The sequence below is a fragment of the Streptomyces sp. NPDC050674 genome, from assembly GCF_040654575.1.
Lineage (GTDB): Bacteria > Actinomycetota > Actinomycetes > Streptomycetales > Streptomycetaceae > Streptomyces.
Genome location: NZ_JBFAIG010000020.1, coordinates 86,655 through 111,274 on the forward strand (window position 1 = coordinate 86,655; position 24,620 = coordinate 111,274).

The 24,620-nt window shown below is 71.6% G+C and carries 16 protein-coding genes; 11 read left to right on the forward strand and 5 right to left on the reverse strand.

All coding sequences use genetic code 11. From position 1 onward, the window contains the following. The first annotated feature begins 49 nt into the window (after window positions 1-49). From AB0I06_RS28670 to AB0I06_RS28700, 7 genes are all read left to right on the forward strand, one after another. Complete coding sequence (locus AB0I06_RS28670) at window positions 50-2,095, forward strand: DUF4192 family protein (protein WP_363121724.1); 2,046 nt, start codon at window positions 50-52, stop codon at window positions 2,093-2,095. Between the two features lie 677 nt (window positions 2,096-2,772). Continuing rightward, on the forward strand, window positions 2,773-4,641 hold the full coding sequence (locus AB0I06_RS28675) for a glycogen debranching N-terminal domain-containing protein (RefSeq protein WP_363121725.1): 1,869 nt from the start codon (window positions 2,773-2,775) through the stop codon (window positions 4,639-4,641). Between the two features lie 129 nt (window positions 4,642-4,770). Further along, a complete protein-coding gene (locus AB0I06_RS28680; protein ID WP_363121726.1) occupies window positions 4,771-5,529 on the forward strand; it encodes an NUDIX hydrolase in 759 nt (252 codons plus the stop codon). Window positions 5,530-5,660: 131 nt separating this feature from the next. Then, window positions 5,661-8,045: an ATP-binding cassette domain-containing protein gene (locus AB0I06_RS28685; protein WP_363121727.1), complete on the forward strand. Its 2,385-nt coding sequence runs from the start codon at window positions 5,661-5,663 to the stop codon at window positions 8,043-8,045. Window positions 8,046-8,206: 161 nt separating this feature from the next. Then, window positions 8,207-9,094, forward strand: a complete 888-nt coding sequence (locus AB0I06_RS28690) for an FCD domain-containing protein (protein ID WP_363121728.1) — start codon at window positions 8,207-8,209, stop codon at window positions 9,092-9,094. Window positions 9,095-9,521: 427 nt separating this feature from the next. Beyond that, the gene (locus AB0I06_RS28695; protein ID WP_363121729.1) at window positions 9,522-11,063 is read left to right on the forward strand and encodes an RNA polymerase sigma factor; all 1,542 of its coding nucleotides are present in this window, start codon (window positions 9,522-9,524) and stop codon (window positions 11,061-11,063) included. A gap of 136 nt (window positions 11,064-11,199) precedes the next feature. Next, window positions 11,200-12,048 carry a serine protease gene (locus AB0I06_RS28700; protein WP_363121730.1) on the forward strand — a complete coding sequence of 283 codons (849 nt, stop codon included), beginning with the start codon at window positions 11,200-11,202 and terminating at the stop codon, window positions 12,046-12,048. Window positions 12,049-12,169: 121 nt separating this feature from the next. On the opposite strand, the gene AB0I06_RS28705 is transcribed toward AB0I06_RS28700, so the two are convergent. Then, window positions 12,170-12,400: a hypothetical protein gene (locus AB0I06_RS28705; protein ID WP_363121731.1), complete on the reverse strand. Its 231-nt coding sequence runs from the start codon at window positions 12,398-12,400 to the stop codon at window positions 12,170-12,172. Window positions 12,401-12,841: 441 nt separating this feature from the next. Between AB0I06_RS28705 and AB0I06_RS28710 the strand changes: the two genes are divergently transcribed. From AB0I06_RS28710 to AB0I06_RS28720, 3 genes are all read left to right on the forward strand, one after another. After that, window positions 12,842-14,965, forward strand: coding sequence for a DNA topoisomerase IV subunit B (locus AB0I06_RS28710; RefSeq protein ID WP_363121732.1), 2,124 nt, complete (start codon window positions 12,842-12,844; stop codon window positions 14,963-14,965). Window positions 14,966-15,210: 245 nt separating this feature from the next. Continuing rightward, window positions 15,211-15,771: a DUF485 domain-containing protein gene (locus tag AB0I06_RS28715; protein ID WP_363121733.1), complete on the forward strand. Its 561-nt coding sequence runs from the start codon at window positions 15,211-15,213 to the stop codon at window positions 15,769-15,771. Continuing rightward, entirely contained in the window at window positions 15,768-17,360 is a 1,593-nt protein-coding gene (locus AB0I06_RS28720) for a cation acetate symporter (RefSeq protein WP_363121734.1), read from the forward strand. Before AB0I06_RS28715 ends, AB0I06_RS28720 begins: the two co-directional genes overlap by 4 nt. A gap of 55 nt (window positions 17,361-17,415) precedes the next feature. Here the strand turns inward: AB0I06_RS28720 and AB0I06_RS28725 are convergent, their stop codons facing one another. From AB0I06_RS28725 to AB0I06_RS28735, 3 genes are all read right to left on the reverse strand, one after another. Further along, entirely contained in the window at window positions 17,416-18,096 is a 681-nt protein-coding gene (locus AB0I06_RS28725) for a response regulator (RefSeq protein ID WP_363121735.1), read from the reverse strand. Then, window positions 18,096-19,769, reverse strand: coding sequence for a sensor histidine kinase (locus AB0I06_RS28730; RefSeq protein WP_363121736.1), 1,674 nt, complete (start codon window positions 19,767-19,769; stop codon window positions 18,096-18,098). Before AB0I06_RS28730 ends, AB0I06_RS28725 begins: the two co-directional genes overlap by 1 nt. Before the next feature lie 161 nt (window positions 19,770-19,930). Continuing rightward, window positions 19,931-20,875 (reverse strand): sucrase ferredoxin, encoded by a 945-nt coding sequence (locus AB0I06_RS28735; RefSeq protein ID WP_363121737.1) that lies wholly within the window; start codon window positions 20,873-20,875, stop codon window positions 19,931-19,933. Window positions 20,876-21,078: 203 nt separating this feature from the next. Between AB0I06_RS28735 and AB0I06_RS28740 the strand changes: the two genes are divergently transcribed. Continuing rightward, window positions 21,079-22,161 carry a GTP-binding protein gene (locus tag AB0I06_RS28740; protein ID WP_363121738.1) on the forward strand — a complete coding sequence of 361 codons (1,083 nt, stop codon included), beginning with the start codon at window positions 21,079-21,081 and terminating at the stop codon, window positions 22,159-22,161. Here AB0I06_RS28740 and AB0I06_RS28745 read toward each other — a convergent pair. Further along, window positions 22,158-24,614, reverse strand: coding sequence for a DNA topoisomerase IV subunit A (locus AB0I06_RS28745; protein WP_363121739.1), 2,457 nt, complete (start codon window positions 24,612-24,614; stop codon window positions 22,158-22,160). The two genes, AB0I06_RS28740 and AB0I06_RS28745, sit on opposite strands and share 4 nt — an antisense overlap. Between the last annotated feature and the right edge of the window lie 6 nt (window positions 24,615-24,620).

Genomic DNA, 24,620 nt, shown 5'->3' on the forward strand with positions numbered 1-24,620 from the left:
TTATCCACAGGGTCAAGCGGAGGTTTTTGTTCCGCGAGATCGTCTTCGCATGACGAACCACAGCGAAACGACCGGATCCCCTGAGAACGGTGACATCAGCGGGCCCGAGACGCAGGGCGGGCACCAGACCGGAGCCCCGAAGAACAAGGGGCGTCACGCGTCCGGGCCGGACACCCCCAGCCCCGCGTACGACAGTCACGGCGGAGAACACCAGGTCACTCTGCGCACCCCGTCCGAACTGGCCGACGCCCTTCCCTATCTGCTCGGCTACCGGCCCGAGGACAGCATCGTCCTGGTCGCCCTGCACGACAGGGACGGACGAGGGCGGTTCGGCGGCCGCGCCCGGCTCGGTATCCCGGCGAACGCGGACGACTGGCCTTCCGCCGCCCGGCAGCTGTCCCAAGGCCTCGTGAGGGGCAGCGAGCGCCGAGGTGCCCGGCCGGAGTCGATGGTCGCGTTCCTGTGCCAGGAACCGGAGAAGGGCGAGACCGGCCGGCAGGTGATGGAACGCCTGCGGCCCCTGGCCCAGAGGTTGCGTATCGAGTGTGGCTCCATGGACGCGGTGGTGGTCGAGGCGCTGTGCATCTCGGACGGCCGTTACTGGTCCTACTGCTGCGACAACGCGGCATGCTGCTCCCCCGAGGGAGCGCCCATGGGCCTGCCCGGCACCTCGGTGCTGGCCGCAGCGGCCACGTACGCCGGCATCCAGGTGCGCGGCACCCTGCGAGAGCTCCGGGCGCGGCTGCTGCCCTGGGAGAACGCCGCGGCGCTCGAGCAGGAAGCGGCTCTGGACACCGCCAGCATGGCGCTGGTGCCGAAGATCCTCGACGACGTGGGCCGCGCCGCGGTGGCGGACGAAACGCTGTATCTCGCAGGGCAGACCCTGAAGCGCTTCGCCGAGGCACAGCCTGTCTCCGGCACGCTGCTGGCCGACCTTCGTGACGATGAACTGCTCGGGTGCGACGAGGCGGCCCGGCTGATCCTCGGGCTCCAGGACCGAGCGACCCGTGACCGTGCGGCCGAGTGGATGGAGGGCGACGAGGCCGCACCCGCCCTTCGCCTCTGGCGGACGCTGGCTCGACGCTGCGTCGGGCCGTACGGCGAACATGCCGCGGCACCGCTCACCCTCGCCGGCTGGGTCGCCTGGTCCACCGGTGACGAACTGGAGGCCCGGGAAGCTCTCGCCATGGCCCTGGGCGCCGATCCCGATTACCTCTTCGCCCGCCTCCTGCACCAGGCCTGCAACGAGGGCCTCGACCCGGAGGCGATCCGCAGCTGCCTGCGAGCGGGGCGCAAGGACCGTGGGGGCGCGGTGACCGATGTCCTGGAGCCGCTGGCGGACGGTGACACGTCGGATGGACGCCGCGGGGCGGCCACGGCGCCCGAGCTCGAGGTGAGGGGCGAACCCGCGCGGGCGGCGGTGTCGGCGGGATGCGAGACGAGGGACGAGGCGGCCCGGGCGGAGGCGCCGGAGGGGCGGGGGCCTGGCGAGGGGGCGGCCCAGGCGGCGGTACCGGCGAAGTGCGAGCCGAGTGACGAGACGGCTCGGGCGGAGGCGCCGGAGGGGCGGGGGCCTGGCGAGGGGGCGACCCAGGCGGCGGTACCGGCGAAGTGCGAGCCGAGTGACAGGACGGCACGGGCAGAGGTGCCGAGCGATGCCGAGCCGAACGGCACCCTTGCACAGGCAGAGGCGCCGAAGGATGTCGAGCCGAACGGCACCCTCACCCAAGCAGGGGCGCCGCCCGAGTTTGGACCGAGCCACAAGCCCACATCGGCAGCCGCGCCATCCCGCCGGCGTCGCCGCTTTCGTTCCGCCGGCTCTACCGGCGCGGCCCCCGGCCGTACGAGTGCGGAAGCCGGTGACCAGGGCGCACGAGCTCCCGGTCGGCGCACACCGGTGGCTGCCAAGCGCTTTTACGGTGCCGCTGAGACAGGTACGCCTCCGGGGCGTCCGATGACGGCGGATGCCACCCGGCCCGGCAGCGTCCGCAGGGGCCGCACCCGCGCAGGTGAGCCGAAGACGACGGCCGTGCCGGGCAGGGGAGCGGACCAGGAAAGCGGGCAGTCCGGCCGCGGAGCGGACGCAGAGGAGTGAGCCTTAGCCGGGCGGCATCGAGGCGCAGGGCGCGGGGCCACGGGCGTGACTCGGAGGACGCTCACGCCGTTCACCTGAGTGGCGGAACGGCTGGAGAGGCCGTGACGCCGCACGGCCCCCGCTCCGCCGGAGCCCCCCGCCACCGGCGCCGAACCCGAACGAGGCGCACAGAGCGCAGAGGAAGCCCTCCTATGCAACAGCCGACTCCGCCCTCCTCCGCTGCCGATGACTACCGCCTCCAGGGCGGGCCTCAACCGTCCCTCGGCCCGGGGTCCGCCCCGGCCCGGGCTGGGAATCCACCCGCCGCAGACCAGGTCGCCGCGCCGCGTCCAGCGACTCGGGGCGAAGGCTACGGGCAGAGCTTCCCGGGCAGTGGGCCACGTGCCTCTTCGCCCGTCGGACCCGACTCGGGCCCGCCCTCGTCACCGGGTCCGGGGCGGTCGTCGCCTCGGTGGACGGATCAGGATCGTCGGCCCGGGCGGGGTCCGGACCACGGCTCGGCGCCGGAGTCCTTCCCTCAGGGGCGAACGCCGCTGTCGGCGACGTACCCGCCCTCGCTCCCTCCCCGGGGCGTCACGGGCCCCGGGCTGCGCGGGTCCGCCGACCTGCCACCCGCCCACACCGTGATGATCGGAATCGCCCTCCCCGGCCTCGCCATCTCGACCGAGAAAGGCCAGATGACCGGTGGTGGACTGGAGGGGTTCTACCGTGCGGGCCGACGCGTGCTCTCCCGGTGCGAGATCCGCGTGGCCGGACGAGAACCCCTCGCGGTGCAGGCCCGGATGGCCTCGGCCGACCGTGCCAGGTTCGTCGGCACGCTGCGCACCTCTCCACAGGCGGGGCCGGACCCCGAGGTGATCGTGGAGCGCAACCGCTTCGCGGACGGCACGGAACGGATCACTTTGCACAACGCGGTGCCCCGCCCGCTCCGTCTGCCGGTGGAGATCGTGCTGGGGACCGACCTGGCCGACCTCGGGGCGATCGCCTCCGCCAAAGCGGGACCCGAACTCACTGCCAGTGTCCACGGCTCCGGGCTGCGCTGGTCCTGCGCCACCGGCAACGCGACCGTCACGGCCGAGCCTCCTCCCGCGGACGCCCTGGCCTCGGCCGGGCTGCTGCGCTGGGAGGTCGACCTGCCGCCCGGTGGCAGCAGAACCATCGAACTGCGGGTGCGGCCGGACGGCGCCGGGCCCCTGCGTGCCGCGGGCCGGGCGGCGACCAGCCCCCTCGCGGCCGCGTGCGCGGAGGGCGACGATCCCAGAGTCCCCGCCCTCCTGCGCACCAGCATCGAGGATCTCCAGGCCCTCCTCCTGCGCGACTCCGCGAACCCCGCCGACACCCACCTCGCGGCCGGAGCCCCCTGGCGCTGCGGTCTCGCCCCCGCGGACGCGCTCGTGGCCGCCCGCATGGTGCTGTCGCTGGGCACCGGCCTGGCCGCGGGAACGCTGCGGACCCTCGCCCGGACCCAGATGACGGGTCCCACAGCGCAGTCCGGCATGATTCCCGGTCCGCTACGGGACGCGGGACCGCACCTCCCACCGCAGTGCACCGGCACCGAGGCCACCCTGCTCTTCCCCGCCCTGCTCGCCGAGGCCCGCCGCTGGGGCCTCCCCGAGCAGGAGACGGAAGCGTTGCTGCCCGCCGCCGAGCGCTGCCTGGCCTGGCTGCGGAAGACCGTGGGTGACGGCACATACCTGCCGGACCCGAACCCGGGCGGTTTCGTCCGCTGCGACACACAGGCCAATGCTCACCGCGCCGCCGTGCTCGGCGCCGACCTGCTCGACGGTTGCGGCCGGACAGGGGGAGCGGAACTCCGGCAGTGGGCGCAAGCGCTGAGGACCCGGTTCCGCGAGGACTTCTGGCTCGAGGACCGTGGAGGCGGCCGACCCGCGGCGGCCCGCGCCCGGGACGGCAATCTCGTGCCTCACCTGGGCGCCTCCGCCGTGCATCTCCTCGACACAGGCCTGCTGGGCGGCGGTGAGCCTGCGCCGGGCCTGCTCGACAAGGTCCAGACGGAGCACCTCGCCCGCCTGCTCGGCAGCCCGCTCATGGACTCGGGATGGGGCCTGCGCGGACTGGGCGCGAAGGAGCCGGGTTTCAATCCGTTCGGCCATCGCACGGGAGCCGTGCGGATCCAGGAGACGGCGCTGGCCGTCGCGGGACTGGCCGCGGCCGGCTATGAGAAGGAGGCGAGTTCGCTGCTGCGCGGAGTGCTGGCGGCGGCCGAGGCCTTCACGCACCGGCTGCCCGAGATGTACGCCGGGGAGCAGCGCACGGAGGGGAGCGCTCCGCTCCCGCACCCGGCGGCCTGCCGCCCCGCGGCCACGGCGGCGGCCGGTGGAGTCCTGCTGCTGACCACCCTCGCCGGCATCCGTCCCGATGCCCCCGCCGGGACGGTGACGCTGCGCCCGGTGCGCGGGGCACCCCTCGGCGAGGTCGGCTTCACAGGTCTGCGGGTGGCGGGCGCCCCGTTCTCCGTACGGGTCAGCCGACTGGGGCTCGCCATGGTCGAGGAGGCAGCCGACGGACTCCAACTGGGCGTGTGACCAGCGGCGATGTGCCACCTCCGGATCAGTGGCAAGACAGCCGAGTCCCTGCCGGGCCGCAGCGGATCAGCAAGCGAAGCGACCAGTGAAAGGAGTGTTTATCGTCAGGCAGACGACTATGATCGCCGCATGCCCTACGACCCGTCAGCGTTTCCGCCCTTCGCCGTCACCGTGGACCTGGTCGTGCTGACCGTGCGCCGCCATGCCCTGTGCGCGCTGGCGGTACGCAGGGGCGAACCGCCGTTCCAGGGGCGTTGGGCGCTGCCCGGCGGCTTCGTCCGGGCCGACGAGGACCTGGCCCAGGCGGCGGCACGCGAGCTGGCCGAGGAGACCGGACTGCGCGTCCACGACCCGTCCGTCCCGGCCCAGGACAACGGCGCACATCTGGAGCAGCTCGCCACCTACGGCGACCCCGAGCGGGACCCCAGGATGAGGGTCGTCAGCGTCGCCCACCTCGCTCTCGCTCCCGACCTGCCGGCACCCAGGGCGGGCGGAGACGCCAGCAACGCGCGCTGGGCCCCGGTCGAGGAACTGCTGCGGCAGGGCGGTTACGGGCGTGACACCGAGCCGGTCGCGCCACTGGCCTTCGACCACGCCCAGATCCTGGCGGACGGGGTGGAACGCGCCCGCTCCAAGATCGAGTATTCCTCGCTCGCCACTGCCTTCTGCCCACCCGAATTCACCGTCGGGGAACTGCGCCGGGTCTACGAGGCGGTGTGGGGCGTGGCACTGGACCCGCGCAACTTCCACCGCAAGGTCACCGGCACCCCCGGGTTCCTCGTGCCCACCGGTGGGACGACCACGCGTCAGGGCGGACGCCCGGCCCAGCTCTTCCGGGCCGGCGGTGCGACGCTGCTCAACCCGCCGATGCTGCGTCCCGAGGTCTGACGGGCGGCCGGGGCGCAGGCTCGGCACGTCCGGAACCCGGTTCCTCCGCGGGTCGGTCCAGGAGAACGTCCCTGCCCGAGGGGGTCTCGGGATGCCCGAAAAAACGGACATGGCGCGCTATCTTGCTGCGAGTGATCCAGGCCTTCGGACTGACCAGCAATCCCCGCAAAGAGCTTCCGCCCGCAGCCGATGACGTCTCTTTCGAGGCGCGGGCGGGCCGCATCACCGCGCTGCTCGGAGCACCGGGCGCCGGCAAGACGACGGTCCTCAGACTCATGCTCGAACTCCAACAGGGGCGTGGCATCACCCACTTCCGGGGCCGCCCCCTGCATCGCATCGCCCACCCCTCGCGCGAGGTCGGCGTGCTGCTGGGCGATGTGCCCGGCCATCCCGCCCGCACGGTCCGCGGTCATCTGCGCATGTTGTGCGCCGCGGCCGGGGTCTCGGTCAGGCGGGCCGACGAAGTCCTCGAAGCCGTCGGGCTCGTGAGCCTGCGCGAGGAACGTCTCGGCGCCCTGTCCCGTGGCATGGACCGCCGTCTCGGCCTGGCCTGCGTGCTCCTGGCCGACCCCCACACCCTCGTGCTCGACGACCCGGCCGACGGGCTTTCCGCGCGGGAGAGCGCTTGGTTGCACGGCATGTTGCGCGCCCACGCCGCCCAGGGCGGCACCGTCCTGTTCACCACGGCCGACCCGAAGGGCGCCGCCCGCACCGCCGATCGCGTCGTCACCCTGGAACAGGGCAGGCTCGTGGCCGACCAGGAGGCCGCGGAGTTCTCTCGCACCCGCCTGCGCCCCCGTGTCGCCGTACGCAGCCCGCACGCGGCCCGTCTGGCCGCTCTCCTGGCCAAACAGGCACGCACCTCGCAGCGCTCCCTGGAGGTCGTCCGAGAGGGCGGCAACCGCCTTTCCGTGTACGGCGGTACCTGCGCGGACATCGGTGAGATCGCGTTCCGTCACGGCATCGTCGTCCACCAACTGGCCGACGAGCTCGGCGACATGGGCCCCGGGGCGGGCCTCATTCAGGCAAGCGGGCCCCGGGGTGGAGGTCTCGTCGAGCCAGGGCACGCGTCTGGCACCGGCCACCCGGCCCCCGCGCTCCGCTCCGGGCGACCCGCACTGTCTCTCGACCCGTCGCGGCCGACCGCGACAGACCCGGCGGCGCCCGACACGACCGAGCCACGCCCCCCGCTCGCACCGCGTCCCGTGCTGGAACCCCACTCCCCGCTCGAACCCCACCTCCCGCCCGGCACGCATCCCGTACGAGAACTCCGTCCCCCGCTTGAACCCCGCCTCTCGCCCGAACCGCATCCCGTGCTCGAACCCGGTCCCACGCTGGAGCCCCGTTCCGCGCTCGAAGCGCATTCCACGGATGAATCCCGCCCCGCGCTCGAACCGCGTTCCGCCATCGAACCGCGACCCCCCATCGAACCGCCTACCGCGCTCGAACCGCGTCCCCCTATCGAACCGCCTCCCGCCCTCGAACCGCCTCCCGCCCTCCACCAGCGCCCCCTCTCGGACGCACCGACACCTGTCACGGACGAGCGCCGGCCCCTCCACGGGCAGCCGCTGCCGGTCGTCGAGCCGCACCGGGTTCCGGACGGAACCCCGGCCGGCCACGCGAGCGAGACTCCACCGGCGCAGATCACACCCTCCCCGCTCCGGGCGCCCCACCCTCCCGCCGCTCGGGCGATCCGCACACTCGACGCCCTGCCCCCTCTCCCGCCCCCCATCTCGGTGCGCCCCGCTCCCAGCCCCCTGCGTCCCCTCCGCTACGAGATCCGGCGCGCCACCGGGATCGGCACCGGGTTCCTGACCGGCGCGGTCGTTCTCGTCGTGTCCGCCGTGACCGCCGTCGTACTCGCGCGCATCGGGCACACCCCGCAGCCTCGCCTGCTGGCCGCCTGGCCGCGGGAGCTCCCACTGCCGCCCGCGGCACTCGGCGCGGGACTGCTCGGCGCGCTGGCCTTCGGTGACGAGTTCCGGCACCCCGCCCTGGCCGCGGACCGCGGCACCGTGCCCCGCCGGCTGGGGCTGCTGGCCGCCAAACTGCTCGTCTCCTCGGTCAGCGCGCTGCTGCTGGCCGCCCTCACCGTCGGCTGCGACGCCGAAGTGCTCTATCTCGTCTACGGACCGGAGCTCGCCCAGGTTCCCGCGGACTGGGTTCCCCTGAGTGCGAATTGGCTCGGGCTCGTGATCGGCTGCGCCTGGGCCGGCGTACTGGCCGCCGGTGTCTTCCGGTCGACCACGGCCGGCCTGGCCGCCGTCGCCGCCGTCCCCCTCCTCGTCGTGCCCGTCGTGCACAAGCTCGTCGAGGGACCGTCCGTGCGAACCGCGGCCGGCCTTCCCATGCGGCTGCGGGAAGCCCTGCTGCCGCGCTGGCCCTTCGGGGGTGAGCACTACCTGGAGGCCGTTTTCGCGGTGGTCTCCCAACCTGTGGGCGGGGCCCTGACGTTGTCGCTGACCGCGCTGCTCTGCGCGTATCTCCTCACCACCCTGCGCAGCCGGTTCCGGTGACGACTGTCCGTGACCCTTAGTCCGGCCATGCGCACAACTCCCCGCAGAGCGCCCATTTCTTTCCGATAAGGCGTCAATTGCGACGGGGTGAGCGATCACCCTTTCGTGTGCTTTTCACCAAAGACCTCAAGGGAGTTGGAGAGGGCGCCGACAAAGGATGCGTGAGTACCCTTGCGCACACCATGATGACCGCCGCCCGCTCCGCTGACTCCGGCCTCGCGAGCCCGGGCGAACTCGACCGCTACCCGTACGCGGAGGCACCCGCCGTCGACCGCGTCGGGATCCCTGCCTGGGAGGGCGCGGACCCCGAGCTCGGCCGTGTGGGCCGACGCGCCGCGGGCAGCCGCGGGCGCGGGCTGCACGGCCAACTCGTTCAGCAGCTGGGCCAGATGATCGTCTCCGGCGACCTGGGCGCCGACCGCCCGCTGGTGCCCGAGGAGATCGGCCAGCGTTTCGAGGTCTCCCGCACCGTCGTCCGCGAGTCGCTGCGCGTCCTGGAGGCCAAGGGCCTGGTGAGCGCCCGTCCGAACGTCGGTACGCGCGTGCGTCCCGTCAGTGACTGGAACCTCCTCGACCCGGACATCATCGAGTGGCGGGCTTACGGGCCGCAGCGCGACGACCAGCGCCGCGAGCTGAGCGAGCTGCGGTGGACGATCGAGCCGCTGGCCGCCCGCCTCGCCGCCGGGCACGGGCGCGAGGACGTTCAGCAACGCCTGGCGGACATGGTCGAGATCATGGGGCATGCGATGACCCAGGGTGACGCGCTCACCTTCTCCCGCGCCGATTCCGAGTTCCACTCGCTGCTCATCCAGGTCGCGGGCAACCGCATGCTGGAACATCTGTCCGGGATCGTGTCCGCGGCCCTGCATGTCTCCGGCAGTCCGGTCACGGGCTGTGACCGGCCGAACGACGCGTCCCTGGCGCACCACGGCCGCATCTGTGACGCCCTCGCCGCCGGCGACGGAGCGGCGGCCGAGGCGGCCATGCGGCAACTCCTCACGGTCCACCCCGAGGTGGAACGGGTCGTACCCGCCCCGCGCGAGCACTGAACCCGTTCCGCGGGCGGCGCGGCCGGGTGTGCCACCCCCCTCCTGTGGCAGTGCCTGTTCGGTGATCCGCCTCCCGTCGGACCCCGTGGGATCCTTGTGATCTCGCGGGGTCCGACGGCGCGAAGGGGCCGGAACCCGACGGGACGGCCAGGTCGCCATCACGTCTGACCTCTTATGTCGGCGTCTGACCGTTTTTGTTCGCTTACGGGGTGTGACTCGGGCCACGCAGATTGGGCGTAACACTCCCGGGAAGAACGCGATGACCTAAGAGGTGACAGCCGCGGAGGGAATACGGACGCCGTACACGGCGCTGTGCATCTTCCCGGCCCCCGCCCGCACCGTCGGCCCATCCCCAAGCCGGCGGTCGGCTCCTGTCCCTCCGTGGACGGGGCCGGAAGCCGTTTTCCAACGTTCCGAGAGGTTGTTCGTGTCGGCCAGCACATCCCGTACGCTCCCGCCGGAGATCGCCGAGTCCGTCTCTGTCATGGCGCTCATTGAGCGGGGAAAGGCTGAGGGGCAGATCGCCGGCGATGACGTGCGTCGGGCCTTCGAAGCTGACCAGATTCCGGCCACTCAGTGGAAGAACGTACTGCGCAGCCTCAATCAGATCCTCGAGGAAGAGGGTGTGACGCTGATGGTCAGTGCCGCAGAGCCCAAGCGCACCCGAAAGAGCGTCGCAGCGAAGAGTCCCGCCAAGCGCACCGCCACCAAAACGGTCGCGGCCAAGGCGGTGACCACCCGGAAGGCCACCGCCACCGCCACGCCGGCGGCGCCCGCCACCGAGTCCGCCGTCGAGGAGGAGGCGCCCGCCAAGAAGGCGGCTGCCAAGAAGACGACCGCCAAGAAGGCGGCCGCGAAGAAGACCGTCGCCAAGAAGACGGCGGCCAAGAAGACCAGCGCCAAGAAGGACGACGCCGAGATCATCGAGGAGGAGGTGCTCGAGGAGGCAGCCCCCGGCAAGGCCGGTGAGGAACCCGAGGGCACCCCCGAGAACGCGGGCTTCGTGCTCTCCGACGAGGACGAGGACGACGCGCCGGCGCAGCAGGTGGCCGCCGCAGGTGCCACCGCCGACCCGGTCAAGGACTACCTCAAGCAGATCGGCAAGGTCCCCCTGCTCAACGCCGAGCAGGAGGTCGAGCTCGCCAAGCGCATCGAGGCGGGTCTGTTCGCCGAGGACAAGCTGGCCAACGCCGACAAGCTCGCCCCCAAGCTCAAGCGTGAGCTGGAGATCATCGCCGAGGACGGCCGCCGCGCCAAGAACCACCTGCTGGAGGCCAACCTCCGTCTGGTGGTCTCCCTGGCCAAGCGCTACACCGGCCGCGGCATGCTCTTCCTGGACCTCATCCAGGAGGGCAACCTCGGTCTGATCCGCGCGGTCGAGAAGTTCGACTACACCAAGGGCTACAAGTTCTCCACGTACGCCACCTGGTGGATCCGTCAGGCGATCACCCGCGCCATGGCCGACCAGGCCCGCACCATCCGTATCCCGGTGCACATGGTCGAGGTCATCAACAAGCTGGCGCGCGTCCAGCGCCAGATGCTCCAGGACCTGGGCCGCGAGCCCACCCCGGAGGAGCTGGCCAAGGAACTCGACATGACCCCGGAGAAGGTCATCGAGGTCCAGAAGTACGGCCGCGAGCCCATCTCGCTGCACACCCCGCTGGGCGAGGACGGCGACAGCGAGTTCGGTGACCTCATCGAGGACTCCGAGGCCGTCGTCCCGGCCGACGCGGTGAGCTTCACGCTGCTCCAGGAGCAGCTGCACTCCGTCCTGGACACCCTGTCCGAGCGCGAGGCGGGCGTCGTCTCGATGCGCTTCGGTCTCACCGACGGTCAGCCGAAGACCCTCGACGAGATCGGCAAGGTCTACGGCGTCACGCGTGAGCGGATCCGTCAGATCGAGTCCAAGACCATGTCGAAGCTGCGCCACCCGTCGCGTTCGCAGGTGCTGCGCGACTACCTGGACTGAACACGGTCGTACGACGCCGAAGGCCCGGTCCCCCTCGGGGGCCGGGCCTTCGCGGTGCTGTCCCGCCGCGGGTGCGGGGTCCGGCGAGGTGGATCACTCTGGGTGTCTCACGGACACCACGGAGTGAGGAGAGCGTATGCGTCGCCGACTGGCACGAGCTGTGGGCCTGTCGCTGGCCCTGGCAGCCGCCGGATCTGTCATATCAATGGGCTCCAGCGCCTCTGTGGCCGCCGACAGCGTGGTCATAGGCGGGTTTCCCGTCGAGGCGTCCGAGAGCCCGTGGACGGTGGCCCTGTCCAGTCGTGACCGGTTCGGGGGTACGCGCGCCGGCCAGTTCTGCGGCGGCGCGGTGGTCGGCCCCACCACCGTGCTCACCGCGGCCCACTGCCTGGACGAGGGCGTCCTCGGCGGGCCGCCGGAGCGGGTGCGGGATCTCAAGGTCATAGCAGGGCGCACCGACCTGCTCACGGGCAGCGCAGGCCAGGAGATCGCCGTGCGCCGTACCTGGGTCAACCCCGCTTACAACGGTCTCACCAACGCCGGGGACTTCGCCGTGCTCACCCTGGCGGAGCCGCTGCCCGGCGAGTCCGTCATCCCCATGGCCGCCGACGGGGACCCCGCGTACGCGGCCGGCGAAACCGCGACGGTGTACGGCTGGGGCGACATCTCGGGCGCGGGCGAGTACCCGAGCGGTCTGCGGGCGGCGCGGGTGCGTGTGCTTCCGGACACGCTGTGCGAGCAGGCGTATCCGGGCGGCGCCGACGGCACCTACGACGCCAGGAGCATGCTCTGCGCCGGGGAGGCCGAAGGGGGCCGCGATGCCTGCCAGGGGGACAGCGGAGGGCCGCTGGTGGCTCAGGGGCGGTTGATCGGGCTGGTGTCCTGGGGGATCGGCTGCGGACGGGCAGGCAACCCCGGGGTGTACATGCGGGTGTCCGACATCGTGCGGACGCTCGGCTGGACACGAGCCACGGACGGTGTCTGAGGCGTCCGACGGAGCCTGAGGCCGGCCTGGGGGACGAGGAAGGGCGGTTGCCTCTGGTGACCAGAGGCAACCGCCCGTTCACCGGCCTGTGCCGGGCTGGCTCGTCGTCGGACGCGAGGTGTCAGCGCTCTTCTTCGGCGGCGTTCGCGGGAGCGGCCGTGAGTCGCTCCGTCTCGTCCTGTATCTCAGCGGCGATCTTCTTGAGTTCCGGCTCGAACTTGCGGCCGTGGTGGGCGCAGAAGAGCAGTTCGCCGCCGCTGAGCAGTACGACGCGCAGGTACGCCTGGGCGCCGCAGCGGTCGCAACGATCAGCGGCCGTCAGCGGGCTCGCGGGGGTCAGAACAGTAGTCACGTCGCCTCTTCTCTAGCTCGACGAGCTGTCGTACCAGGGTCAACATCCAACCAGCCCCAAAACGTTCCCGCTCGTGGCTTTTCCTCGAAAGAATCTTGCGAGGCGGCTGTCTGCTGCCGGTTGGCGGCGAATGTGCCGTATTGCGTGTCTATGTGTCTTACGGGGCTTCGCGTTGTATCGGTGGTCGGTCCTCCCGGCTGGGTTGCCGGTTGTTCATGAGGACGTGCCCGGAGCCTAAATGGTTCATGCCTGGAAGGGAACGTGATGTGTGCTTCACTCCATCGAGGGATCGAACGTACATGCGAGTCTGGACTAGGGTGAGTTTCCGACGAGGGTGGCGTTACAACGGCTCTACCAGGCCTCGGTACCCTCTCACCGGTGACTGAAGCCGCGCCCTTACCCATGAGGGCCCCATCTGAAATTCAGCGAGGAGCGAACCGCGTGACCGCCGAGACGTCCGTGCCGTCCACAGCTCTGCTGGCAGGAGCAGACCGGGACGGTTCCAACTACACCGCGCGGCACCTGCTCGTCCTCGAGGGGCTCGAGGCCGTCCGCAAGCGCCCGGGTATGTACATCGGATCCACCGACAGCCGTGGCTTGATGCACTGCGTCTGGGAGATCATCGACAACTCCGTCGACGAGGCCCTCGGCGGATACTGCGACCACATCGAGGTGATCCTCCAGGACGACGGCTCGGTCGAGGTCCGGGACAACGGCCGGGGCATCCCGATCGACGTCGAGCCCAAGACCGGCCTCTCCGGTGTCGAGGTCGTCATGACCAAGCTGCACGCCGGCGGAAAGTTCGGCGGTGGCTCGTACGCCGCCTCCGGCGGTCTGCACGGCGTCGGCGCCTCCGTGGTGAACGCCCTGTCCGCCCGGCTGGACGTCGAGGTGGACCGCAACGGGCACACCCACGCGATCAGCTTCCGGCGCGGTGTCCCCGGCGCCTTCGCCGGAAACAGCCCGGAGGCGAAGTTCGAGGCCAAGAGCGGCCTGCGCAAGGCCAAGAAGATCCCGAAGAGCCGCACCGGCACGCGCGTGCGGTACTGGGCCGATCGCCAGATCTTCCTCAAGGACGCCAAGCTCAACCTGGAGACGCTGCACCAGCGCGCCCGCCAGACCGCGTTCCTGGTGCCGGGCCTGACCATCGTCGTGCGCGACGAGTACGGGCTCGGTGAGGGCGGCAGCAAGGGCGAGGAGTCGTTCCGCTTCGACGGCGGGATCAGCGAGTTCTGCGAGTACCTGGCGAACGACAAGCCGGTCTGCGATGTCCTCCGCTTCTCCGGGCAGGGCACCTTCAAGGAGACCGTCCCCGTCCTGGACGACCACGGCCAGATGACGCCCACCGAGGTCACCCGCGAGCTCGGCGTCGACGTGGCGCTGCGCTGGGGGACGGGCTACGACACCACGCTCCGGTCGTTCGTCAACATCATCGCCACGCCCAAGGGCGGCACCCACGTCGCGGGCTTCGAGCAGGCCGTCGCCAAGACGATGAACGAGGTGCTGCGCGCCAAGAAGCTGCTGCGTGTCGCCGAGGACGACATCGTCAAGGACGACGCCCTGGAGGGCCTGACCGCGGTCGTCACCGTGCGTCTCGCCGAGCCGCAGTTCGAGGGGCAGACCAAGGAGGTCCTCGGGACCTCGGCGGCCCGCCGCATCGTGAACAACGTGGTCTCGAAGGAACTGAAGGCGTTCCTCACGTCCACCAAGCGGGACGCCGCCCAGCAGGCCCGTGTCGTCATGGAGAAGGCCGTCGCCGCGGCCAGGACGCGTATCGCCGCTCGGCAGCACAAGGACGCGCAGCGCCGCAAGACGGCCCTGGAGTCCTCCTCCCTGCCGGCCAAGCTCGCCGACTGCCGCAGTGACGACGTCGACCGCAGCGAGCTGTTCATCGTCGAGGGCGACTCCGCGCTCGGCACGGCGAAGCTCGCCCGGAACTCCGAGTTCCAGGCGCTGCTGCCGATCCGGGGCAAGATCCTCAACGTGCAGAAGTCGTCCGTGACGGACATGCTGAAGAACGTCGAGTGCGGCGCGATCATCCAGGTCATAGGAGCCGGCTCGGGCCGGACCTTCGACATCGACGCGGCCCGCTACGGCAAGATCATCATGATGACCGACGCCGATGTCGACGGTTCGCACATCCGCACCCTTCTCCTGACCCTGTTCCACCGCTACATGCGGCCCATGGTCGAGGCCGGCCGGGTCTTCGCGGCGGTGCCGCCGCTGCACCGCATCGAGATCGTCCAGCCGAAGAAGGGCCAGGACAAGTACGTCTACACGTACTCGGACCGCGAACTGCGCGACACGCTCATGGAGTTCCAGAGCAAGGGCATCCGGTACAAGGACTCCATCCAGCGCTACAAGGGTCTCGGTGAGATGGACGCCGACCAGCTGGCCGAGACCACGATGGACCCGCGTCACCGCACCCTGCGCCGGATCAATCTGTCCGACCTGGAGGCCGCCGAGCAGGTCTTCGATCTGCTGATGGGCAACGACGTGGCGCCGCGCAAGGAGTTCATCTCCAACTCGGCGGCGACGCTGGACCGGTCGCGGATCGACGCGTAGCCGTTCCGGCGGGCTGTGGCACCGCGGCCGGGTCCGGGAGGGCCCGGCCGTGCGGGCTCTTCGCACGGGCCGTGCCCAGCCCGCTGTCGGGGGACGCGGGCCTGTCACCCCAAGGGCCGGGCACAGGCAGTGCGTTACGCCACAGCGAAGGGACTCGTGCGGCCACCAGCAGGTCAGTCACCTGATGGGGTGAAGAGCGAGGGGAAGAAGAGTCGGGGATCTTCCCGTTCTGTCCATCCTTGGGCATGCAGCCAAGCAAGGGCCGTTCCCGCGGCGGCGGGACCGGCCAGGAGAGTCGGGTCGGTCCTCTCGACCGCCATGAGCCGGTCCCGGCCGAAGAGGCCGAACAGCTCAGGTACGAGGATCCCTGGTACGACGCCCTGGCCTCCGGCTGGGGCGAGTCGGCCGATGCCGGGGTGCCCGCCCCCTCGGTGGTCCCGTCGGCGCGGGTGGAGAGCGAGCGGGTTGCCGCGGCGGGCGACGTCTACCTGGAGGTGCAGCGCAGCGCGGCGTTCCAGGAGGTGAGGAGGCGGTACCGGCGGTTCGTGGTGCCGGGGTTCGCGGCCTTCTTCGTCTGGTACCTGGGCTATGTCGTGGCCGCCACGACCGCGCCGGAGCTGATGGCGCGGCCCGTGGCTGGGGCGGTGAACGTGGCGATGGCGGCGGGGCTCGGGCAGTTCCTGTCGACGTTCCTGCTCACCTGGGCGTACGCGCGGCACGCGCGGCTGCGCAGGGACCGGGCGGCGCTCGAACTGCGCTGGGAGACCCAGGAACTGACGCGTGGCGTGAACGGTGGTGGGTCGTGACGGAGGAACACCAGACGCTGGCGCTGCTGCTCTTCAGCGGGTTCGTCGCGGTCACGCTGGGGATCACGACGTGGGTCAGTCGCAACCGGCGTGGTTCGGCGGAGGAGTTCTACGCGGGCGGGCGGCTCTTCTCACCCATGGAGAATGGTTTTGCCATCGCGGGCGACTACATGTCGGCCGCCTCCTTCCTGGGAGTCACCGGACTCATCGCGCTGTTCGGTTACGACGGGCTGCTGTACGTCGTCGGGTTCCTGGTGGCGTGGCTGGTGGTGCTGTTCCTGGTCGCCGAACTGGTCCGCAACTGCGGCCGGTTCACACTCGCCGATGTCGTGGCGTCGCGGATGAGGGAGCGGCCGGTGCGGATCGCGTCGGGGACGTCCTCGGTCACGGTGTCCGTGCTGTACCTGGTGGCGCAGATGGTCGGAGCAGGCAGTCTGGTGGCGTTGCTGCTCGGCGGGACGAGCGACGCCGCGCGGTCCTGGACCGTCATCGGGGTCGGCGCGCTGATGGTGATCTACGTGTCGCTCGGAGGGATGCGGGCGACCACGTGGATCCAGATCGTCAAGGCCGTCCTGCTGCTCGGCGGCACCATCGCGCTGACGGTCCTCGTCCTGGTGCGCTTCCACGGTGACGTGGACCGGCTGCTGCTCACGGCGGCCGAGCGCAGTGGGCACGGGCAGGCCTTTCTGGCGCCCGGGCTCAAGTACGGCGGGGACTGGACCGCCCGCTTCGACTTCATCAGTCTGGGACTGGCTCTGGTGCTGGGTACGGCGGGGCTGCCGCACATCCTGTCCCGGTTCTACACCGTGCCCACCGCGCGTGCCGCCCGCAGGTCGGTCGTCTGGGCCGTCGGGCTCATCGGGGGCTTCTACCTCATGACGATCGTGCTCGGGTTCGGCGCGGCCGCCATCCTGGGGCCGGACGCGGTACGGGGCTCGAACGCGGCCGGGAACACGGCGGTGCCCCTGCTGGCGCTCGATCTGGGCGGTGGCGCGGGATCAACCGGCGGCACGGTTCTCTTCGCGATCGTCGCCGCGGTCGCCTTCGCCACGATCCTCGCCGTGGTCGCCGGCATCACGCTGGCGTCCTCGGCGTCCGTGGCCCACGACCTGTACGCGTCCCTGCGGCGCCGGGGCGGGAAGCCGCGCAGCGAGGTGGCCGTGGCCCGGGTCGCGGCCGTCGGGGTCGGCGTGGTGGCGATCGCGCTCGGACTGCTGGCGCGGGACCTGAACGTGGCGTTCCTGGTGGGCCTGGCCTTCGCCGTCGCCGCGTCGGCGAACCTGCCCGTGCTGCTCTACTCCCTGTTCTGGCGCGGCTTCACCACACGGGGTGCCGTATGGGCCGTCTACGGCGGCCTGGTTCCGGCCGTGGCGCTCGTGGTGCTGTCCCCGGTGGTCTCGGGCAGCCCCGACTCGCTCTTCCCGGGCATCGACCTCCAGTACTTCCCGCTGCAGAACCCGGGTCTGGTCTCGATCCCCCTCGGCTTCCTCGCGGGCTGGCTGGGCACCGTCACCTCGGCGGAGGTCCCGGACGAGGCCAAGCACGCGGAGACCGAGGTGCGGTCGCTGACCGGGGCGGGAGCGGCGTAAGACGGGACGGGAGCGGCGCAGGGCCGGAGCCGGTGCCGGTCGCCGGCGGGTCGCCCTAGCCGCGGGTCGCCCATACGTAGCGGTGTTCCGGGCGGCCCGCGTCGCCGTACTTGAGGGTCAGCCTGGCCCGTCCGGTGCGCTCCAGGAGCTTCAGATAGCGCTGGGCGGTCTGGCGGCTCACCCCGGTCCGTTCGGCGATCTCCTGGGCGGACAGGGGCTTGTCCGCGCTCATCAGGGACTGGCGGACCAGCTCGGCGGTGGTCGGGGAGTGGCCTTTGGGCAGGTCCGGCTCCGAAGACGCGGACAGGGCGCCGAAGATGCGGTCCACCTGGGCCTGCTCCGCCTCCCCGCCGCCGTCGAGGGTGCGGCGCAGCTCCGCGTAGGCCTCCAGCTTGGCGCGCAGACCGGCGAAGGCGAACGGCTTGACCAGGTACTGCAACGCCCCGTGCCGCATCGCCGCCTGCACGGTGGAGACGTCCCTAGCCGCCGTCACCATGATCACGTCGCTCTGGTGGCCGCGCCGCCGCATCTCCTGGACGACCGCGAGCCCCGTCGCGTCCGGCAGATAGTGGTCCAGGAGCACCAGGTCCAGCCGGGGCAGTGTCTCCATCCGGCGCAGTGCCTCCTCGGCGCTGTGGGCCTCCCCGGCGACGTGGAAGCCCGGCACCTTCTCGACGTAGGCGGCGTTGACCCGTGCGACTCTCGTGTCGTCGTCCACCACCAGGACTTCGATCATCAGGACTCCTCCTCGGAGGTCTGCGGAGCTGACGGCACGGTCAGGGCGGCCGGTTCCGGACCCGGCTCGGCCAGCGCCTCGGGCAGGACGACGGTGAACTCCGCGCCCCCGCCGTGTGCTTCACCGACGGTCGCGCTGCCGCCCTGCCGCTCGGCCAGCCTGCGCACCAGGGAGAGGCCGATACCCCGTTCCCGGTGGGCCGGCGGCTTCTTCGTGGACCATCCCGTGGTGAAGATCAACTCACGGTGCTCCGGCGGGATCCCCGGCCCCGTGTCGCGCACCCTGAGGGTCACCTTCCGTCCCTCGGCGCGCAGTTCGACCTCCACGCGCGCGTGCGGCTTTCCGGCGACGGCGTCGAGGGCGTTGTCCACCAGGTTCCCCACGACGGTGACGAGGCCCTGGGGGTCGACCAGCCGGTCGGGCAGCCGGGTCCGGTCCGACACCCACAGGGCGACACCCCGCTCGGCCGCGACGGTGGCCTTGCCGACCAGGAGGGCGGCGAGCAGCGGGTCCTCGATCCGCTCGGTGACCTGTTCCGCGGTGGCCCGGTGATCGCCGACCACCTCGCCGACGAACTCGACGGCGTCGTCGTACATCTCCAGCTCCAGCAGGCCCAGAAGCGTGTGCATACGGTTGGCGTGCTCGTGGTCCTGGGCGCGCAGGGCGTCGATCAGGCCTCGGGTGGAGTCCAGTTCGCGGCCCAGCTGCTCCAGCTCGGTGCGGTCACGCAGGGTCGCCACGGCGCCTCCGTCGTCGGTGGGCATGCGGTTGGCGACCAGCACCCGCTGTCCGCGCACGGTGAGCAGATCCGTGCCGGTGACGCGTCCGGCCAGCACATCGGCCGTACGGCCCGCACCGAGCGCCTCGTCGGGGGAGCGGCCCACCACCACTTGCCCGAGCCCCAGGAGGCGCTGTGCCTCGTCGTTGACGAGGCGGATGCGGCCGGTGCGGTCCAGGGCGACGACGCCCTCGCGGATGCCGTGCAGCATCGCCTCGCGTTCCGACAGGAGCGCCGCGATGTCCGAGAAGGCCAGGTCCCGCGTCTGCCGCTGGACCCGCCGGGAGATGAGCCACGCGGCCAGGGCGCCCACGGCCAGGGCGCCGCCGGCATACGCGAGCAGCCCCGGGATGGCGTGGATCAACCGGGCCCGGACGCTGTCGTAGGCGATACCGACGGAGACCGCGCCGACGACCGTGCCGTCGCTGTCGCGCAGCGGTACCTTGCCCCGGGCGGAACGGCCCAGGGTGCCGCTGTCGATCTCCATGACCTCCTTGCCCGCCAGCGCCTGGCCCGGGTCGGTCGATACGGTGCCGCCGATCTGCTCGCGGTCCGTGTGCGACCAGCGCACGCCCCGCCAGTCCATCACCACGACGTACTCGGCCCGGGTGGCCTTCCGGATCCGCTCCGCCTCCCGCTGCACCGGGCCTTCCGGCGACGGAGGCGTGTCCCTCACCTCGTCCGCGAGCCCGGGCTGCTGCGCGGTGGTCTGCGCGATCGCGAGGGCGCGGCGCATCGCCTGGTCGTCCAGCTGGTCGCCGAGAGGCGCGAGAAACAGTCCGGTCGCGAGGACCGCGACTCCCGCGGCGATCGCCACCTGCATCAGCAGCACCTGCGAGAACATCCGCCGGGGCAGGCCGAGGCGCAGACGGCGTGCGGGGGGAGTGGCGCTCATACCCAAGACGGTACGTGCGGCCGGGCGGCGGCCGTAGACCGGTGTGGCACGGATCTCCAGATCAATGTGTGCCCGGGCGTGATCGGCCTCCGGAGCGGCGGTGCCGGTACCGGACGGCGCTTAGCCGGAGAGCCGGTGGGGCCCGCGGACGTGCCGGGCGGTCAGCCGGCCAGGGCCGTCGTCAACCGCACTTCGCGCACCGCCACCACGTCCATGCGCGCGGGTGAGCCGAGGACGGATGCTCCGCAGCTCTCCTGGCGGGGCGGGAGCGCCGTTCCCTGGGCCACCTCGACCTGCCAGCGGCGTCCGTCGGTGTGGGCGACGGTCACCTCCCAGCGCGGAGCCGTGCCGACCGTCCGGACGACGCTCAGCGTCTCGGCGCCGCATTCGCCGGTCGCGCTGCGCACGGCCAGTTCGGCCGCCTGCCCGGGGCGTTCCCAGGCCGAGCTGCCCCGGCAGCCGTCCACGACGATGCGCCCCTCGCGCGCGCCGTGCAGGACCTCCTTGAGCGAGTGCGCCTCGGCCCGGCCGTACGCGTACCCGTACGGCAGCACGAGCGCGGTGGGGGAGAAGCGGTGGCCACCCAGATGGGTGACCTCCCAGACGCCCTCGACCCCGGACGTCGCCAGCTCGGCCGCCAGGGGCCTGCCGAGGAGGGCGCAGCAGCGGTCGCGCTTGCCGTTGGTGCAGACGAGGGCGAGCGGATCCCCGTGGTGGGGCCGGCCGCCGAGCACCGCGTCGAAGGTGTGACGGTCGCCACGGCCGAGCGCGGCGAAGTCGAGACCGAGCAGCTCCCCGGGATCCGTGGTCGAGGCGCTGTGCAGCCACACGTTGCCCGGGACGACGTGGGCCGCGTACACCCGGCGTGCGGCGGGCATACGGCGGTCGGCGTGCCGCCCGGGGCGGCGGATCAGCGCGATCCGTACGCCCGTGTCCTTGGCGGCCGCTTCCAGGGCACGGCCCAGGGCGGGGTCCAGGTGGCTCGAAGTGAGCGCCTTGGCACCCCACGGACCGGGCTGTTCCAGCAACAGCCACGTCCTCGCGGTGGCCGCGGTTCCCGAAACGGGCTCGTCGGAGTCTCGGGAGACGCTTGAGCACGTACTCACAGAGGTGAGCCTAACCTGACTTCGCCCGGAGTGACTTCCGGCCCCGCCCCGCGCTACTCCGGCAGTGGTCTGCCGGTGATCCGGACCGGCCGTCGTCCGCCGTGGCCTTGATCGCACAGCTCGTATCCTGGGGCGGCATCCCCATCCCCACGTGTGCCGGGAACGCGAGCCGGTGCACGCGTCGGCGCGAGAGAGGTCGAACGGTGAGCCAGCCGAGTCCGCAACCGCAGCAGATCCCGGTCGTCGTCCTGGCGGGCTTTCTGGGCTCGGGGAAGACCACCCTGCTCAATCACCTCCTGCACCGCAGCGGAGGCAGCCGGATCGGCGTGATCGTCAACGACTTCGGGGCGATCGAGATCGACGCGATGGCGGTGGCGGGAGCGCTCGGCGACTCGACGGTCTCCCTCGGCAACGGCTGCCTGTGCTGCGCCGTCGACGCGAGCGAACTGGACCAGTACCTGGAGCGGCTCGCCGAGCCCTCCCTCGGCATCGACGTCATCGTCATCGAGGCCAGCGGTCTGGCCGAACCGCAGGAACTCGTGCGGATGCTGCTCGCCAGCGAGCATCCCGGCGTGGTGTACGGCGGGCTCGTCGAGGTCGTCGACGCCGCCGAGTTCGACGCCACCCGGGCCAGGCACCCCGAGATCGACCGGCATCTCGCGCTGGCCGACCTCGTCGTGGTCAACAAGCTCGACCGGGCGGCGGACGGCGACCGCGTCCTCGGGCTGGTCCGGTCCCTCGTCGACCGCGCCGCCGTCGTCCCCGCCCACTACGGCCGGATCGACCCCGAGTTCCTCTTCGACTGCCGGCCGAGCGAGGAGCGCATCGGGCAGCTGTCCTTCGACGACCTCCACCAAGACGGCCACCCCGACGCCCCCGGCGGCGACCCGCACGACCACGCCGGTCACCTGCACGCCGCCTACGACAGCCTGTCCTTCGTCTCCCCGGCCCCCCTCGACCCGCGCCGCCTGATGACGTTCCTGGACAGCCGGCCCGAGGGGCTCTACCGGATCAAGGGCTATATCGACTTCGGGCCCCACGACGTCCGCAACCGCTACGCCGTCCACGCCGTCGGACGGTTCCTGCGCTTCTACCCGGAGCCCTGGCCGGCCGGGGACGAACGCCTCACCCAGCTGGTCCTCATCGGCTCCGGGATCGACGCCGCCGCCCTCGAAAAGGAGCTCGAGGCGTGCGGGAGCGAGGCCCCACACGCCGACGAGCACGGCATGTGGGGCGTCCTGCGGTACGTACGCGACCCCGAGGGGGACGGCACGGACCCGGCCTAGACCGGTCCGGCCACCACCGACACCGTCTTGGGCAGGGACACACCCGAGCCGTCGCGGCGCGGGTCGATGTCCGGGAGCTCGGCCGGGGTGCCGTTCTTCTGCGCGGCGAGGGCCGGGACCGGGCCCGCCCAGGCCAGGGACAGGCAGTCCTCGCCCTTCAGGAACCGCTGGCAGCGGACGCCGCCGGTGGCGCGGCCCTTGCGCGGGTACTGGTCGAACGGCGTCAGCTTGGCCGTGGTCTGGACGGAGTCGTCCAGCGTGCCCCGGGAACCGGCGACCGTGAAGACGACGGCGTCCACGGCCGGGTCCACCGCCGTGAAGGAGATGACCTTCGCGCCGTCGGCGAGCTTGATGCCCGCCACACCGCCGGCCGGACGGCCCTGCGGGCGGACCTGGGACGCCTGGAAACGCAGCAACTGCGCGTCGTCGGTGATGAAGACCAGGTCCTCCTCGCCGGTGCGCAGCTCGACCGCGCCGACGATCCGGTCGCCCTCCTTGAGGGTGATCACCTCGAGCTCTTCCTTGTTGGCCGGATAGTCGGGCACCACGCGCTTGACGACGCCCTGCGCCGTGCCGAGCGCCAGCCCCGGCGAGGACTCGTCGAGCGTGGTCAGGCAGACCACCGTCTCGTCGTCCTCCAGGGAGACGAACTCCGCCAGCGGGGCGCCTCCCGCCAGGTTCGGCGCCGACAGCGACTCCGGGAGCTGGGGCAGGTCGACCACGTTCACCCGCAGCAGCCGGCCTGCGGAGGTGACCACGCCCACCTCGCCGCGGGCGGTGGCCGGGACCGCCGAGACGATCACGTCGTGCTTCACGCGCTTGGCACCCGCGTCCTCCGCGAAGGGCTCGCCGTTCGCCGTACGGGCCAGCAGACCCGTGGAGGACAGCAGCACCCGGCACGGGTCGTCGGCCACCTGGAGCGGCACGGCCGCGACCGGGGCGCCGCCCGACTCCAGCAGGACCGTACGCCGGTCGGTGCCGAACTTCTTGGCGACATGGGCCAGTTCGGAGGAGACCAGCTTGCGCAGCTCCGTGTCCGAGTCGAGGATCCGGGTCAGCTCCTCGATCTCCGCGTTGAGCCGGTCCTTCTCCGACTCCAGCTCGATGCGGTCGTACTTGGTGAGGCGGCGCAGCGGCGTGTCGAGGATGTACTGCGTCTGCACCTCGCTCAGCGAGAACTGCTCCATCAGGCGCTGCTTGGCCTGCGCGGAGTTCTCGCTGGAGCGGATCAGGCGGATGACCTCGTCGATGTCCAGCAGGGCCGTCAGCAGACCCTCGACCAGGTGCAGCCGGTCGCGCTTCTTGCCGCGGCGGAACTCCGAACGCCGCCGCACCACGTTGAAGCGGTGGTCGAGGTAGACCTCCAGGAGCTCCTTCAGCCCCAGCGTGAGCGGCTGCCCGTCGACCAGCGCGACGTTGTTGATGCCGAAGGACTCCTCCATCGGCGTCAGCTTGTAGAGCTGCTCCAGCACCGCCTCGGGCACGAAGCCGTTCTTGATCTCGATGACCAGGCGCAGGCCGTGCTCGCGGTCGGTGAGGTCCTTGACGTCGGCGATGCCCTGGAGCTTCTTGGAGCCGACCAGGTCCTTGATCTTGGCGATGACCTTCTCGGGGCCGACCGTGAAGGGCAGCTCCGTGACGACGAGGCCCTTGCGGCGGGCCGTCACGGGCTCCACCGACACCGTCGCCCGGATCTTGAACGTGCCCCGGCCGGACTCGTAGGCGTCCCGGATGCCGGTCAGGCCGACGATGCGGCCGCCCGTGGGCAGGTCGGGGCCCGGGACGTGCTTCATCAGGGCGTCGAGATCCGCGTTCGGGTACCTGATCAGATGCCGGGCGGCGGCGATGACCTCGCGCAGGTTGTGCGGCGGCATGTTCGTGGCCATGCCGACCGCGATGCCCGAGGCGCCGTTGACCAGGAGGTTCGGGAAGGCGGCGGGCAGGGCCACCGGTTCCTGCTCCTGGCCGTCGTAGTTGGGGTTGAAGTCGACGGTGTCCTCGTCGATCGACTCCGTCATCAGGCTCGTCGCCTCGGCCATCCGGCACTCGGTGTACCGCATGGCGGCCGGCGGGTCGTCGTTGCCCAGCGAGCCGAAGTTGCCGTGGCCGTCGACCAGGGGAACCCGCATCGAGAAGGGCTGGGCCATGCGCACGAGGGCGTCGTAGATCGACGCGTCGCCGTGCGGGTGCAGCTTGCCCATCACCTCGCCGACGACGCGGGCGCACTTGACGTATCCGCGCTCGGGGCGCAGGCCCATCTCGTTCATCTGGTAGACGATGCGCCGGTGCACCGGCTTGAGGCCGTCGCGGGCGTCCGGCAGGGCGCGGGAGTAGATGACCGAGTACGCGTACTCGAGGAAGGAGCCCTGCATCTCGTCGACGACGTCGATGTCGAGGATCCGCTCCTCGTACGAGTCGTCGGGCGGCGGGGTCTTCGTGCTGCGGCGGGCCATCGCTGC

What these genes read in the sequence shown, in the direction of transcription:
- AB0I06_RS28670 (WP_363121724.1), top strand. Translation starts at nt 50, where the DNA reads ATGACGAACCACAGCGAAACGACCGGATCCCCTGAGAACGGTGACATC.
- AB0I06_RS28745 (WP_363121739.1), bottom strand. Translation starts at nt 24,614, where the DNA reads ATGGCCCGCCGCAGCACGAAGACCCCGCCGCCCGACGACTCGTACGAG.
- AB0I06_RS28715 (WP_363121733.1), top strand. Translation starts at nt 15,211, where the DNA reads ATGCAGCCAAGCAAGGGCCGTTCCCGCGGCGGCGGGACCGGCCAGGAG.
- AB0I06_RS28680 (WP_363121726.1), top strand. Translation starts at nt 4,771, where the DNA reads ATGCCCTACGACCCGTCAGCGTTTCCGCCCTTCGCCGTCACCGTGGAC.
- AB0I06_RS28730 (WP_363121736.1), bottom strand. Translation starts at nt 19,769, where the DNA reads ATGAGCGCCACTCCCCCCGCACGCCGTCTGCGCCTCGGCCTGCCCCGG.
- AB0I06_RS28675 (WP_363121725.1), top strand. Translation starts at nt 2,773, where the DNA reads ATGACCGGTGGTGGACTGGAGGGGTTCTACCGTGCGGGCCGACGCGTG.
- AB0I06_RS28700 (WP_363121730.1), top strand. Translation starts at nt 11,200, where the DNA reads ATGCGTCGCCGACTGGCACGAGCTGTGGGCCTGTCGCTGGCCCTGGCA.
- AB0I06_RS28725 (WP_363121735.1), bottom strand. Translation starts at nt 18,096, where the DNA reads ATGATCGAAGTCCTGGTGGTGGACGACGACACGAGAGTCGCACGGGTC.